Genomic DNA, 13,280 nt, shown 5'->3' with positions numbered 1-13,280 from the left:
GTTGTAACGTGGAACATATATAATAGAAGAAACTCAATTTAGTAGATAAATAAAAAACGTAGGAGTGTAAACTCCTACGTTTTTGTTTATTCATATCGTAAACATTCAATTGGATCCAGTTTGGCAGCTTTGTTAGCTGGTAGTAAACCGAATATAATACCGATTAACATGGAGATACCTACTGCAAGAAGTCCAAGTTCTTTTGAGACAACGAGTGGCCATCCAGCAAAGATTGAGACGATCCAAGCGAAGAAAATACCGAGCATGAATCCGATGAAACCACCAAGTCCTGTTAAAATACAAGATTCGATTAAGAATTGTGTTAATACTTTACCACGTGTTGCACCAAGTGCTTTACGAATACCAATCTCACGTGTACGTTCTGTTACAGATACGAGCATAATGTTCATTACACCGATACCACCAACAAGTAAGGAGATAGCAGCAATACCACCAAATACCATTTTCATCATACCGATTGATTCGTCTAGTTGTTTCGTAAATTCACCTAAGTCTTGTGCTTCGAATTTGTGCTCAAATTTAGGAGCTTTCATTTCGTTTAAGACAGAAACGGCTTGTTTTTCTACACTTTTACGTTCTGTCGGAGAGGTCATTGTTAATCTTACAGAGTCATACTCATTTACTCCTGAAATGACAGGCGCATTTTCAAGTGATGTATAACCTTCAGGCATAGGCATTCCAAAGTCGTTTTTCGTTTCGTATACACCAACTATTTTATACGGCTTTCCTTTTATATCTGTGTATTGATTTGATTCCCAACCACTACTAAATAATTTGTTGAAAGCTTCTTCATTTAATATAACAGCAGGGATTGCTTGGTTTAGTTCACTGTCATTTAATTCACGACCGTGAACTAATTTTATTTTCGAATCTGTCATAAAGGCGCCTGTTCCACCTTTTAAATCAAGATTTACATCTTTTGAACCAGCAGATGCTTTTACTTTCATACTTACGTCTGGATACACATCTTTAACGCCTGGTACAGTTTGCAGACGGTTTAGCATATCAGGTGTGATTTTGGCACTATCTGTTCCGTAATCAGGATTGTTGTAGTAAATCGTTACTTCGTTATCTTTTCCTTGGCCTAATTCTTTTTTAAACTTTGCGTTTGTACCATCACCCATTGAAATGATAGTAATAATGGCACTAATACCGATAATAATACCTAACATCGTTAAAATAGAACGCATTTTATGAGCAAAGATAGAGGAAAGGGCCATGCGTATATTTTCACTCGTATTCAAAATTAACCTCTCCAATCTTGGACGATATTTCCGTCACGAATTACAATTTGACGTGCTGCAGCTTCCCCGATTTCACGGTCATGGGTAATCATAATGATTGTTGAGCCTTGTTTATTTAATTCGTAAAAGAGGTCCATAATTTGTGTGCTTGTTTTTGTATCAAGTGCTCCCGTCGGTTCATCGGCTAAAATGAATTTTGGGTTATTTACGATTGCACGTGCAACAGCGACACGCTGCTTTTGTCCACCTGATAATTCGTTCGGTAAGTGAGTAGCGCGATCAGCTAAACCGACTTTTGTTAAAGCAGCTAATGAGCGCTCGCGTCTTTCTTTTTTATCGACTCCAGCGTAAATAAGAGGTAGTTCTACATTTTGAAGCGCTGTAAGTCTCGGTAATAACATGAAGTTTTGGAATACGAATCCGATCTCTTTATTACGTACGTGTGCAAGTTCTGTTTCAGTCATGTTTGAAATATTTTGACCGGCTAGTTCGTACGTACCTGTCGTCGGTTTATCTAAGCAACCGATAATGTTCATTAATGTTGATTTACCAGAACCAGAAGGTCCCATAATAGAAGTGAATTCTCCTTGGTTCAGTGTTACGTCAATTCCGTGTAATATTTGAACGGATTCTGCACCATTTTGGAAGGATTTCGTGATGCCTTTTAAGTTAATCACTGGGCGACAACCTCCATACCATCTTTTAAGTCTTTTTCAGGTTTAGAGATAATTTCCTCTCCTTTTTTCACTCCAGAAACTTTTGCTTCGCTATCAGTCTCGAATTCAACAGTAACTGCTTGTTCTTTCGCCTTACCGTCTTTTACAACGAAGACAACATTTTTGTCACCTTTTTTCACGATACTGCTTTTCGGAACAATTGTACCAGTTGCTTCGCCAGATTTACTTGTTACGTAAACGTGGAAGCCGTTTTGTAATTCGTCACTATTATCTAATGTGACAGTGAATTGATAGTTAGAAACAGTTTTATTTTCATCCATGCTCTTTAATGGTGTAGAACCGATTTCTGTTACTTTTCCTGTCCAAGTCTTACCAGCGACAGTTTTTGATGAAATAGTTACTTCTTGCCCAACTTTCATACTAGCAAGCTCATATTCAGAAAGTTGACCTTTTACTTTAAATTGACCAGCGTGACGAAGAGTAATTCCGCTCATACCTGTTTTTTCGTCAGCAGTTTTTACGATATCATCAATTACGCCATCAGCAGGACTTGTTACAGAAAGAGTGTTTACTTTCTCTTTTGCTGCTTTAATCATTTCATCAGCTTTTTCAACTTCAAACTTTTTCATTTCAAGTTGTGATTCTAATTGCCCAACTTCAACTTCTGATGCTTTTAATGCTTCAGCAGGAAGGCCTGCATTTTTATCTTTTTGTAATTTTTGTTTCGCCGCATCAATTTGTTTTTGGAACAACGTTACTTCTTTTTGTGCGATTTTCTTTTGCATTTCTGCTTCTGTTATACCTTGTTTCGCAGTCGGATCATTGTATTTAAATAGAAGCTGACCTTTTTTCACTTCATCGCCTTTTTTTACAGCTAATTCATATGTTCCTTTTGTTGGATCGAATGAAATAGTTTCAATTCCATTTGGAATAACTTCGCCACCAAATTTTTGCGCGTTTTGGATTTGTTTTTCAGTTACTTTATATCCGCTATATGCCATTGCTACTTCTGAACCGCCCCCAGCAAATGCAAAGTATGATCCAGCTGCAATTCCGATTGCTACTACACTAGTAATTAACACCTTATTTTTCTTTTTCATCTATTTATCACCTTTTCGTTCGTTTTAGTATCTACATTAAGTATAGAAGAGGTGAAGAATCTGACAAATCGTTTTAGCTTACAATAACCTTACAGTTTTGTAAGGTATGAATATGTAAATGTAAGGTAGAGGTTGTCCTATTGTAAGCAAATGAATTGACTCGTTGTTTCTTTCTTACAATAATATTGTATGAAGGAGAGGAGGAAGGAAGATGGAAGCTTATTTTAGTGCGCATCCATTAAAACCGTTTATTCCATACTCAAGGCAACATGCCATTATATTATTTATTATGTTGGTGGGGATATTTTTTCTGTATCAATACCAAGATTTATTACGTCAAAATGAGTGGAATATAACGGTTCGATATGCGATTGCATTTTTATTTATAGGTAGTGAAATTGGGCTTCATATGTGGGAGTGGAAAGCGGGGATTTTTGAGCTAGCTACTTCATTACCGTTTGAGTTATGTACAATTAGTTTATTGTTAGCGTCGATTATGATTGTAACGAAAAGTTATCGAATATATGAGATTGTATTTTTTACGGGAATTATTGGTGCATCACAAGCCATTTTAACACCAAATTTGCAATATGCTTTTCCGCATTTTCGTTTTATTGAATATTTTATCGCGCATGTATTGCTTATTTGGGCACCACTCTTTATGACTTGGGTGGAAGGCTATAGACCGACCTTGCAATCTATTAAGCGTACGATGATATTTTTAAACATATTGATTCCGCTTGTTTCGTTTGTGAATTACAAAACAGGTGGTAATTATATGTTTTTAGCTCATAAGCCAGAAACAGCTTCATTACTCGATATGTTAGGGCCGCATCCTTACTATATTATTTCATTAGAAATAGCTGCGCTTATTGGATGTTTCATTTTGTATATGCCGTTTGCGAAAAGAGAAAGGCATGCGCATAAAGAATCACTAGGATCATAGCCTAGTGATTTTTTGCCTTTAAAATATTTACAATTCAGAAAATTAAGAATAAAATTAAGAGGTAAATTATAGAGAGAGAAGGGCGAAAATGGTCAAAAAGGTATTTTTGAATGGGATGGAAGTGACGATTCAATTTCTTATTTCGATTTTGGGGATTATTTGTTTAGGAGCACTGCCGAAATTATTTTATGGATTTGAGCTGCATGCATCAGAGTACATACAGAGTTTAAAAGAAGTGTTTGTGAACTTAATGGATATTTCCAATTTGCAATATGTGAAAGGTAAATTTTTATTTCCGCAGCTGTTCGTCCATTATAAAGAAACGATTATTATTTTTTTGGCTGCTTTTTTTATTTCATTATTTGTAGCATTTTGTATCGTTTATGTAATTATGAGTAGTTCACCGCGTATACAACATCGAATTAAATCATTTCTTATCTTCCTAGAATCCATTCCAGATATTCTTCTTATTTTAGTATCACAAATTTTAGTTGTATGGTTTTTTAAACAAACAGGTTTTTTACCTTTTCAAATTGCTTCAATTGGAGGCGAGTCGATTAGGGGGTTGCCAATATTGTGTTTGAGCATCCCGACTACGATTATGTTTGTAAAAATGGTCGTGCTTCGTTTTGAAAATGAACTAGAAAAAGATTATGTACTATTTGCTAAGGCGAAAGGGCTGGGGCGCTTTCATATTTTAAATCGTCATATTTTACGAAATGTGTTGCTTAGTACATTATTTTTTGCAAAAACGAATATCTTTTTTATGTTATCTAATTTATATATTATAGAATGGATTTTTAATACGGGTGGTATTTTTATGTTTTTGAAATCGTATTTTGGTATTAGAGTTGAGGTTTTCATCGTTAGTGTGCTTCTTATATATATTCCGATTTTTATTTTATTTAAATTGTTTCATTATCTCATTCCGGCTGCGATGAAGGAGAGATTATAATATGTGGACGTATATAAAACGTGATAAAAGATTTTGGATAAGCATTGGGTTTCTTCTCCTATTAGTTCTTTTGAGCATCGGAAATACGTTATGGAATGATGGACATATTAGACAAGTTACATTGCAATATGATGCGGATGAAAATCCACAAGTGCCACCGTTTCCACCTTCATTCCAATTTTTACTCGGGACAGACCGGAAAGGGTATGACCTGTTACATTTAGTCATTGAGGGCGCGAAGTGGACGATTGGTATATCTATTTTAATTGCGGCACTTAGAATGGTAATAGGTGTGTTTTTCGGTGTCGTACTCGGAACGTATATAAAAAGAGGATTTTCAAAAATTGAGGCTTTCTTTGATAGTTTTACAGTTATTCCGACAGTTATGATTGCGTATTTTTTTCTTCAATCTGCAAATGCATTTGGAAGCGGAGAGGAGACAACAACCTTTTTTGAAAGGGCTTCGTTTCAAGTGGTATTACTTGTACTGCTTGTAATGCCAGTTATTGCACTGTATGTTGCGAAGGAAGTTCGTAAATTGCGAACGGAAGAATTTGTTGATGCCGCGCGCATATTAGGCGGATCGAGAAGACGTATTGTTATAAAACATCTTTTTCCGCATCTCTATATGACTTTTATACTCGTATTTCTTCAACAGTTTACGCAGAGCCTTACTATTTTACTGCACTTAGGATTACTTGAAGTGTTCTTTGGTGGGACTGTTACGTTTGGTGGACCTATAAAAGAGGTGGAATCTTATACGCATGAATGGTCAGGTTTAATTGGAGTATACTTTAGATCATTAACAGTGCATCCATGGATTCCTCTCGTCCCAATTACATTTTTTGGGCTTACTATTTTTTCAGGAAATATGATTGTGAAAAGTATAGAAGAGGCGATGATGAAAGTAAGGTTAGGAGGAGAGCTAAAGAAGGATGTTGTAGAAGAGGAACAATCTGTTGTGCAGTCGAAAGAAGAGTTATTTACTTTTAAACATACGATGTGAAGAGAAAGAAGAAGCAAGCATGGATTTCATGCTTGCTTCTTTTCTTTATTTTGTAGAAACTTCACCTGCAGCTTCTGTTTGCGGAATAAAGTATCCAATTATACCACCGATTATTGCTGGAATGATCCAGCCAATTCCTAAGTTATAAAAAGGAATGGTGTGTACGATATTAGCGATAAAATCTGGTATCATTTCCACATTATCAAGTGCATGAATACAGCTAATAATAAACGCTGCGATCATCGCTCCAATGTAGACAGAAGGTTTACGTTTCGTATATTTATCGATAAATGATACGAAAACTAAAATGATCGTAATTGGGTACAAAATAATTAATACAGGTAAAGTAATTTTAATTAATAAGCTTAATCCTAAGTTTGAAATAACGAAACTAAAGATACAAACGTATAGTACAAGCTTTTTGTATGAAACATTTGTTAGCACTGTTGTGAAGTAATTTGCAAATGCACTTACAACACCAATTGCCGTTGTTAAACAAGCGAAGATAATGGCGATACTTAATAAAATATTACCGCTTGTCCCAAAAAATTGATACATAACAGTAGCTAATAGCTGCCCACCATTTTCGAATTGTCCCAAGTTTCCGTTTGAAGCTCCGATATAACCGAGTAAGAAGTAAACAATTGTTAAGAATAGAGCAGCGATACTTCCGCAAATGATTGTATATTTCGCGATAGATTTCTTCTCTTGTATACCGTTTTGACGAATTGCATTTACAACAATTGTTGATAGTACGAGAGCGCCAATTGCATCTAACGTTAAAAATCCTTCAAGAAATCCTTTGAAAAACGGGATGTCTTTATAGTCACCGATAGGCTCTGCAAACGTTCCTGGTGAAAGAATCGCTTTTGTTGCCATAATTGCAATAATTACAAGTAAAATTGGCGTTAATATTTTACCGATATGATCTACTAGCTTGGATGGATTTAATGATAAGAAGTAAACGACTGTAAAGAAAATCGCACTAAAAACTAACATAGAATACCATTGATCTGGGAAAAGTGGTGCAATCCCGATTTCATAAGATACAGATCCAGTTCGTGGAATAACAAATAGTGGGCCGATTGAAAGATAAATAATGATAGCGAATACTGCTGCGAATTTTGGATGAACACGGCTCGCTAAAGTGTTAAAACTACCACCAGCAAGGGCAACAGCAACGATAGCAAGTAAAGATAAACCGACGTCTGTAATAATAAACCCTGTAATGGAAACCCACATATTTTCTCCGGAAGAAAGACCGAGAAGGGGCGGGAAAATCATATTACCAGCACCGAAGAAAACTGCGAATAGTAATAAACTAATCGAAAGTATTTGCGCTGGTTTTAAAGTTGTATGCATATAAAGAAAATCCTCCTAATGAGTGTTTTTGTCGAAAATTCAAATAATTTGTCGAGTAACTGTTATTATTTTAAAGGTCTGATGACTAGAAAGCAATAGGGAATTTTGAAAATATTAAAAAATAATGCATTAAATCGAATAAATATACTATTTATATGTTTAATAGGAAGGATTTAACTTTTAACATAAAAAAACACATATCGCTAGGATACGTGTTTTAAAAAAATATTTTTTTATCGCGTTCTTCTTTTAAAATTTCAACTGCTTCTCGGAAACGTTGTGAATGGACAATTTCTCGTTCACGTAAGAAGCGTAGGCTGTCATTTATATCTGGATCATCTGATAAGTTAATGAGCCATTGATATGTTGCGCGTGCTTTTTCTTCAGCTGCAATATCCTCGTATAGATCGGCAATTGGATCACCTTTAGCCTGTATATAGGTTGCAGTAAATGGAACACCAGCAGCGTTATGGTAATGAAGAGCACTGTCATGATCAGCGTAATGAGGGTCAAGACCAGCAGCTTTCATTTGTTCAGGGGTCGCATCTTTCGTCAGCTTATAAACCATTGTAGCAATCATTTCAAGGTGAGCAAATTCTTCTGTACCAATATCAGTAAGTAGGCCAATGACTTTATCAGGAATTGTATAACGTTGATTTAAGTAACGTAGTGCAGCAGCTAATTCTCCATCTGCACCACCGTATTGCTCGATTAATAATTTTGCAAGTGCGGGATTGCAAGTTCCCACTTTAACTGGGTATTGTAATTTCTTTTCATAAATCCACATAGTTTCTCTCCTTTATATTTGCCATGGCCAAGGACCTTTGCTCCATTCCCAAGGGGCATTAGAATAGCTATTTCCAAACTGTTGGAGTGGTCCGTATTTTTCTTCCATCTTTTGTTTTAATACTCTCCGTTTATAGGAAAAATCATTAAATTGATTAATCGCAGCGGTGTCATCTGGATGTGTATCTAAATAAAGAGTGAGTTCAACTAGTACAAAGTCTAATTCTTGAAGCTCCAGTAAAAGCTGATAGTATTCTTCTGGTAGCGATTGATTCACGTCAGTAGTCACCGCCCTTTTTTATAAGGATTTTCATAATAGTCATAAAAAACAGGCCATAAAGTCCCTTTTTGTAGTGCTTCTTTTGGTGTGAATTGCGGCAAGTTTGGCGGTTGAAAGCCTAAAAATAAATTAGGAGGAGTAGAATAATATTTTTTTCCGATAGGAGGACAAGGATCGAGAGGGCTATGATAGGGCACGAATGATCTCATATATTTATTCACGAATAAACCTCCTTACATGTTCATTACTACGTATTGTATTCAGACATAATGAGCATTTATGACACATATAAAAAAGTAATAGGTACGGGGGGAATGAATGTGGAGACTGTGAAACAATTCATTGTATTGGAAGTAAAGAACTTAAAGGAAACTCTGTATTTTTATGAAGGGATTTTAGGGATAACACCTAGTTCAGAAAGGCCGCAATTAGATATTACAGGGATTTGGTATGATACTGATTCAACGAGAATTAGTTTTGTGATGAATCGCAGTTTGGGCGGGCGTGAGAAGAGTGTTACGGACTCAGTTGATGTTCTAACCTTTTCAATTTCTAACATAGGGAATGTAAAGAAGAGGTTAGTATTTTATAAAATCGCATATACAGAAAACAAAAGTGAGAAGAGTATTGTGGTACAAGACCCGGATGGATATAAACTTCAAGTGATAGAGAAGGATGAATAGACGGAGGGGATTTAGTGGAGAGAAATTATGAAGAAAGTGCGTTGTTTGAGCATCAATTTTGGTTAAAGGTACTTACTGATCATGCACAATTTTTACTGGATGCATTAGCTCCGAAGGAAAAAGAGGATATAAAAAAAGCTACTTACTTTGTTGAAACATTTACGAATTTGTTAAATAAAGTTCGGAATGTGAATCTGATGGCATTTTCAAAAGAGGCAGAACAAGCCGCTAAGGAGATTCGGGCGTTTAAATTAAATATTATACAGAAACAGCTGGAAGGGAAAATTACTATTCATTTTACGCCAACTTTTATTAATCATATGGTAAACGAAGTGGAAGAGTATATAACAGTTTTAGAGTTTTTGAAGAAAGGGGAAGTTCCGCCTGTTTTTCATGAATTACATTATCATCTCGTTTGGTTAACGGATGCGGCTGGTCATGCAGGCTCTATTTCTGGTGGATTAGATCTTGTTGAAAAAAGATTGAAAGAGAAAAGCGAAGAATTTACGAAGCATTTTGAACAATTTTACTTAAAGGCAGTTGAAATGACAGGGTATTTACGGACAGAGCTGCATCATTTTCCTGCATTAAAGAAGTTTACGAAAGATGTTTCACTTGAATTGAAATTATTTTCGCATTTTTTACATGAAGTGGAAGAGCTCGAGTTATCTCATGAAGTATTAAGTGCATTATCAGCTAGAATGGCAGATCATATGGCAAGAGAAGAATGTTACTACTTATTAAAACTAGCTCAATCGTCTGGACTTGAAATGCCGAAATGTAATCCGCTTTAAAGAAAAAGAGGTCAATTTTATTTGGCCTCTTTTTCTGTTTTATTGTCTCTTTTTATTTTTGCTTGTTCAATGCTTGCCTGTAATGTCTCCATAATATTAATGATGTTCGGAGCTGGAGAGATTGTTTCGGTTTTTTCCTGCTGTTCAATTTTGTTTTCGATTAGTTCGGTAAGGGCTTCTTTATACTCATCTGTATACATCTCTTGTTCAAAAGGATTTGTAAGATGGTGGATTAAATTGATTGCTGCTGTGAGTTCTTGTTTTTGAATCGGATAATTTTCGTTACTTGGTAAGTTAGGTGTATTTGTTATAGCGCGAATTTCATTAGGGTAGTGAATAGTTTGCAACATAAGACCATCCTCAAAGTTACGGATAATAGCTAAATGTTGTTTTTTTCTAATAGAAATATGAATAAGCCCAAGTTTATTTGTACGTTCAAGAGCTTCTTTTAATAATAAATACGATTTTTCATGTCCTGGGGTAGGACCTATAAAATAAGAGCGATCATAAAGAACAGAATCGATTTCGTTATTTTGGACAAAAGATATAATACGAATGGATCGTGGTTCATGAGCTTGTTGTAATTCAGCTAATTCTTTTTCATCCATAATAATATATTTATGAGGTGCGTATTCATAGGCTTTTACAATATCGTTATCATCAATTTCTTCATCCGTACAATCAGGAGCAAATTTTTTATATTTAATAGGTGTTAAACATTCTTTATGGAGGCTTAAAAATTTTATATCGTTTTCTTCTACGGCACTGTATAGTTTAATTCCTATATTTAATAGTCCAAGTGAAAGTGCACCTTTCCAGACGGTATGCAAATGAAACATCTCCTTTCGTTCAAAAATGATTATGTATATTATGAGATAGTAAGAAATTTCCTATACGTTTTTTGTTTTTTACGAAAGGGATTGGGATATAAAATATATTGACAAGCCCTCTGAAATATTTTAATGTGAGTGTATAAAATTGTGTATAAAGGGGAGTAACTTATTACAGTAAAGTCGTCATTACAGGGAGAAACCCTCGGCTTTATTGGCAACGTTTCGTTGTTAGTGAGACCTTTACCAGCAATGGTAAAGGCCCCTTTCTGTCTTTTTGAGGACCCTTACCATATTTGGTAGGGTCCTTTTCGTATACAAAGAGAGGAGATATAAAAATGAAAAAACTTATTAGTAGATTAAGAGTTGTATTTCATGTTCGCCGATTTGTTCCATTCCTATTTGACTTTTTTACTTCAAAAGAGGTTTCAATAAAGAAGAAAATTTTATCTGTTGCTTTTTTAGTTGGTTATGTTGCGATGCCGCTTGATTTAATTCCAGACTTCCTACCGTTTATCGGTATTTTAGATGATATTGGAATTGTGTTATTTATTTTGAACCGAATTGTAAAAATGGCGCCAGTTCAATTACAAGAAAAGCATAACGTAAACGTAGGATAGGAGTTAAAATATGGAGCAAATGATTTTAGATATAATCGAGTTTTTAAAGCAGTTTTCTTATTTTGGAGTTGTATTGGCTTTAACGTTCGAATTTATTCCGGCAGAAGTTGTTTTGCCTATGGTTGGGTATTGGGTATACGAGGGAGATATGAATTTTTGGCTAGCTGTATTAGCTGGAACACTTGGCGGAACGACAGGACCGTTAACGTTATACGCACTTGGTTATTATGGTGGTCGTCCGCTATTAATAAAATACGGAAAATACTTCTTTATTAAAGAAGAACAAATTCAAAAAGCAGATGATTTCTTTGAGAAATATGGACCAGTTGTAGCATTTGTTGGACGCTTTGTACCAGGGGTTCGAACGCTTATTTCTGTTCCGTGTGGTATGGCGAAAATGAACATATGGAAATTTAGTATATATACATTTGTAGCAATGTTCCCGTTAACGACTTTGTATGTTTATTTTGGAATGAAATTAGGTCCGCATTGGGAAAAAGCAGCGGATGTTGTTGGACAATATATGCTACCGATATTAGGAGGCGTTATTCTTATTGTTGCTAGTATCTTTGTCTATAAATATATGAAGAAAAGAAACAAAACGGAATCTATCTAGTCATTTGAATATTTTTTGAAAATAGATGAATAGTACAGGCAAAAGACTCTGAGGGACATACACATATAGGGAATATAAAAGAGAGAGGGGAAACAACTATGTCTTGTGAGTGCTCAGGGTCAGCATTAACTTGTTGTCCAGATAAAAATTATGTGCAAGATAAAGTGTGTAGTCCGTGGTCTGCTACTGTAGTTGCAACAGCAATTGATAATGTTCTCTATACAAATAATATTAACCAAAACGTAGTTGGTACTGGTTTTGTTAAATATGATGTTGGACCAGGCCCAATTACTGTAGAAGCGCTTGATTCTGCTGGGGGTACAATTGATACACAAACATTAAACCCAGGAACGAGTATTGCTTTTACGTATCGTCGCTTTGATAGTATACAAGTTGTGTTACCTGCAACACCTGCTGGAACGTATCAGGGAGAATTTTGTATTACAACACGTTATCCACTTTCATAGCAGAATAGGAGAGGATCGAAATGGGAATGAGAAGTTCCAGTTTGTCTTGTTGTTCTAATAAAACACTTGTGCAAGACCAAGTATGTACAGACTGGTCTATTACAGGTGCTGGTACTCAAATTGTATATACAAATAATATCACGCAAGAAGTATATGGTTCAGGTTACGTGAAATATGATGTAGGTGCGAACCCGATTACAGTTGATTTTTTAGTTGGAGCTACAGTAATTGATACAATTACTGTACAACCGCAAAGTAGTGGTACTTTCACTGTCCGATATTTTACGACTGTTCGAATTACTACGACAGGAACAACTGTTAATCAAGGAGAGTTTTGTATTACTGTACGTTATCCGATTTCATAAAAAAGCATACCGTAAATGGTATGCTTTTTTATTGAGAAAGCAATGAAATTGGTATTCTATAAGCAACATGTAAATTCGCAACAGTACTTACCTTCTAAATATAGTGAAGGGTTACTTTGTATATTGATAATACTGACTGACTCTAAGTCTTTTCCTGTGTAAGATATTGTATTACCAGGAAACACAGTGAAAACATTAGTTACTGCTCCAACAATTTGAATCATAATTGCTTCCGTGCTGCTAGTACTATTGTAAACCGAGACAGTACCTGATATAAGTAGTATCCCATCACTTTGCCACAGTATCATTGATTGTGATCCATCTTTGACAGAGGGGATGGTGTTATTCGTTATGAGGAAATTTCCTGCAAATTCATTTGTTACTCGTTCACAATTTGGATTTGGAGGAGGGGGCGGTGGACAAGGGTCTGGATAAATGATAGATAAAGGAGCGAAACAGCCAATATTTTTTTTGTTCTTCAATACAACCCCTCCTTTTAAGTTGTCTTTTATTACTATTAAATGTAAA

18 protein-coding genes are annotated in these 13,280 nt (G+C 35.3%); 9 read left to right on the top strand and 9 right to left on the bottom strand.

What is annotated here, in order from left to right:
- Positions 1 to 86: 86 nt before the first annotated feature.
- From AU379_RS23165 to AU379_RS23155, 3 genes are read right to left on the bottom strand one after another with little or no spacing between them, the layout of a single operon-like run.
- The gene (locus tag AU379_RS23165) at positions 87 to 1,265 is read right to left on the bottom strand and encodes an ABC transporter permease (protein ID WP_001097719.1); all 1,179 of its coding nucleotides are present in this window, start codon (positions 1,263 to 1,265) and stop codon (positions 87 to 89) included.
- Positions 1,266 to 1,267: 2 nt separating this feature from the next.
- Positions 1,268 to 1,942, bottom strand: a complete 675-nt coding sequence (locus tag AU379_RS23160; RefSeq protein WP_000609104.1) for an ABC transporter ATP-binding protein — start codon at positions 1,940 to 1,942, stop codon at positions 1,268 to 1,270.
- Entirely contained in the window at positions 1,939 to 3,042 is a 1,104-nt protein-coding gene (locus AU379_RS23155) for an efflux RND transporter periplasmic adaptor subunit (RefSeq protein ID WP_061139766.1), read from the bottom strand. Before AU379_RS23155 ends, AU379_RS23160 begins: the two co-directional genes overlap by 4 nt.
- 211 nt (positions 3,043 to 3,253) lie before the next feature.
- On the opposite strand from AU379_RS23155, the gene AU379_RS23150 reads away from it, so the two are divergent.
- From AU379_RS23150 to AU379_RS23140, 3 genes are all read left to right on the top strand, one after another.
- A complete protein-coding gene (locus AU379_RS23150; RefSeq protein ID WP_000388678.1) occupies positions 3,254 to 3,988 on the top strand; it encodes a TIGR02206 family membrane protein in 735 nt (244 codons plus the stop codon).
- Positions 3,989 to 4,076: 88 nt separating this feature from the next.
- Complete coding sequence (locus AU379_RS23145) at positions 4,077 to 4,943, top strand: ABC transporter permease subunit (protein ID WP_000239675.1); 867 nt, start codon at positions 4,077 to 4,079, stop codon at positions 4,941 to 4,943.
- Position 4,944: 1 nt separating this feature from the next.
- Positions 4,945 to 5,949 carry an ABC transporter permease subunit gene (locus tag AU379_RS23140; RefSeq protein ID WP_061139765.1) on the top strand — a complete coding sequence of 335 codons (1,005 nt, stop codon included), beginning with the start codon at positions 4,945 to 4,947 and terminating at the stop codon, positions 5,947 to 5,949.
- Between the two features lie 45 nt (positions 5,950 to 5,994).
- Here AU379_RS23140 and brnQ read toward each other — a convergent pair whose 3' ends face one another.
- The 4 genes from brnQ to AU379_RS23120 form a co-directional block, all read right to left on the bottom strand.
- On the bottom strand, positions 5,995 to 7,311 hold the full coding sequence (brnQ, locus tag AU379_RS23135; protein WP_000557553.1) for a branched-chain amino acid transport system II carrier protein: 1,317 nt from the start codon (positions 7,309 to 7,311) through the stop codon (positions 5,995 to 5,997).
- 217 nt (positions 7,312 to 7,528) lie between these two features.
- Positions 7,529 to 8,098: a spore coat protein CotJC gene (cotJC, locus tag AU379_RS23130; protein WP_000265273.1), complete on the bottom strand. Its 570-nt coding sequence runs from the start codon at positions 8,096 to 8,098 to the stop codon at positions 7,529 to 7,531.
- A gap of 12 nt (positions 8,099 to 8,110) precedes the next feature.
- Complete coding sequence (locus AU379_RS23125) at positions 8,111 to 8,374, bottom strand: spore coat protein CotJB (RefSeq protein ID WP_001076510.1); 264 nt, start codon at positions 8,372 to 8,374, stop codon at positions 8,111 to 8,113.
- 8 nt (positions 8,375 to 8,382) lie between these two features.
- Complete coding sequence (locus AU379_RS23120) at positions 8,383 to 8,598, bottom strand: spore coat associated protein CotJA (RefSeq protein ID WP_001046257.1); 216 nt, start codon at positions 8,596 to 8,598, stop codon at positions 8,383 to 8,385.
- Positions 8,599 to 8,646: 48 nt separating this feature from the next.
- Between AU379_RS23120 and AU379_RS23115 the strand changes: the two genes are divergently transcribed.
- Together AU379_RS23115 and AU379_RS23110 are read left to right on the top strand one after the other, a co-directional pair.
- On the top strand, positions 8,647 to 9,060 hold the full coding sequence (locus AU379_RS23115; RefSeq protein ID WP_157462731.1) for a VOC family protein: 414 nt from the start codon (positions 8,647 to 8,649) through the stop codon (positions 9,058 to 9,060).
- 14 nt (positions 9,061 to 9,074) lie between these two features.
- Positions 9,075 to 9,854 (top strand): DUF2935 domain-containing protein, encoded by a 780-nt coding sequence (locus AU379_RS23110; protein WP_000440975.1) that lies wholly within the window; start codon positions 9,075 to 9,077, stop codon positions 9,852 to 9,854.
- A gap of 17 nt (positions 9,855 to 9,871) precedes the next feature.
- Here AU379_RS23110 and AU379_RS23105 read toward each other — a convergent pair whose 3' ends face one another.
- Positions 9,872 to 10,684 (bottom strand): Ku protein, encoded by an 813-nt coding sequence (locus AU379_RS23105; protein WP_000557745.1) that lies wholly within the window; start codon positions 10,682 to 10,684, stop codon positions 9,872 to 9,874.
- Between the two features lie 338 nt (positions 10,685 to 11,022).
- Here AU379_RS23105 and AU379_RS23100 point away from each other — a divergent pair, with 338 nt between their 5' ends.
- The 4 genes from AU379_RS23100 to AU379_RS23085 all read left to right on the top strand — a co-directional run bounded on the left by AU379_RS23100 (position 11,023) and on the right by AU379_RS23085 (position 12,752).
- Positions 11,023 to 11,304 (top strand): DUF1232 domain-containing protein, encoded by a 282-nt coding sequence (locus AU379_RS23100; RefSeq protein WP_000733852.1) that lies wholly within the window; start codon positions 11,023 to 11,025, stop codon positions 11,302 to 11,304.
- Between the two features lie 10 nt (positions 11,305 to 11,314).
- Positions 11,315 to 11,920, top strand: a complete 606-nt coding sequence (locus tag AU379_RS23095; RefSeq protein WP_000437066.1) for a DedA family protein — start codon at positions 11,315 to 11,317, stop codon at positions 11,918 to 11,920.
- A 98-nt stretch (positions 11,921 to 12,018) separates the two neighbouring features.
- Positions 12,019 to 12,387, top strand: a complete 369-nt coding sequence (locus AU379_RS23090) for a DUF3992 domain-containing protein (RefSeq protein ID WP_001277540.1) — start codon at positions 12,019 to 12,021, stop codon at positions 12,385 to 12,387.
- Positions 12,388 to 12,407: 20 nt separating this feature from the next.
- Positions 12,408 to 12,752, top strand: a complete 345-nt coding sequence (locus tag AU379_RS23085; protein ID WP_000525814.1) for an S-Ena type endospore appendage — start codon at positions 12,408 to 12,410, stop codon at positions 12,750 to 12,752.
- Between the two features lie 56 nt (positions 12,753 to 12,808).
- Here AU379_RS23085 and AU379_RS23080 read toward each other — a convergent pair whose 3' ends face one another.
- Complete coding sequence (locus tag AU379_RS23080) at positions 12,809 to 13,234, bottom strand: S-Ena type endospore appendage (RefSeq protein ID WP_025966909.1); 426 nt, start codon at positions 13,232 to 13,234, stop codon at positions 12,809 to 12,811.
- Between the last annotated feature and the right edge of the window lie 46 nt (positions 13,235 to 13,280).

Origin of the sequence: Bacillus sp. JH7 (assembly GCF_001563515.1) — a bacterium.
GTDB classification, from domain to species: Bacteria; Bacillota; Bacilli; order Bacillales; family Bacillaceae_G; genus Bacillus_A; species Bacillus_A cereus.
This window is presented reverse-complemented; position numbering and strand designations above follow the sequence as displayed.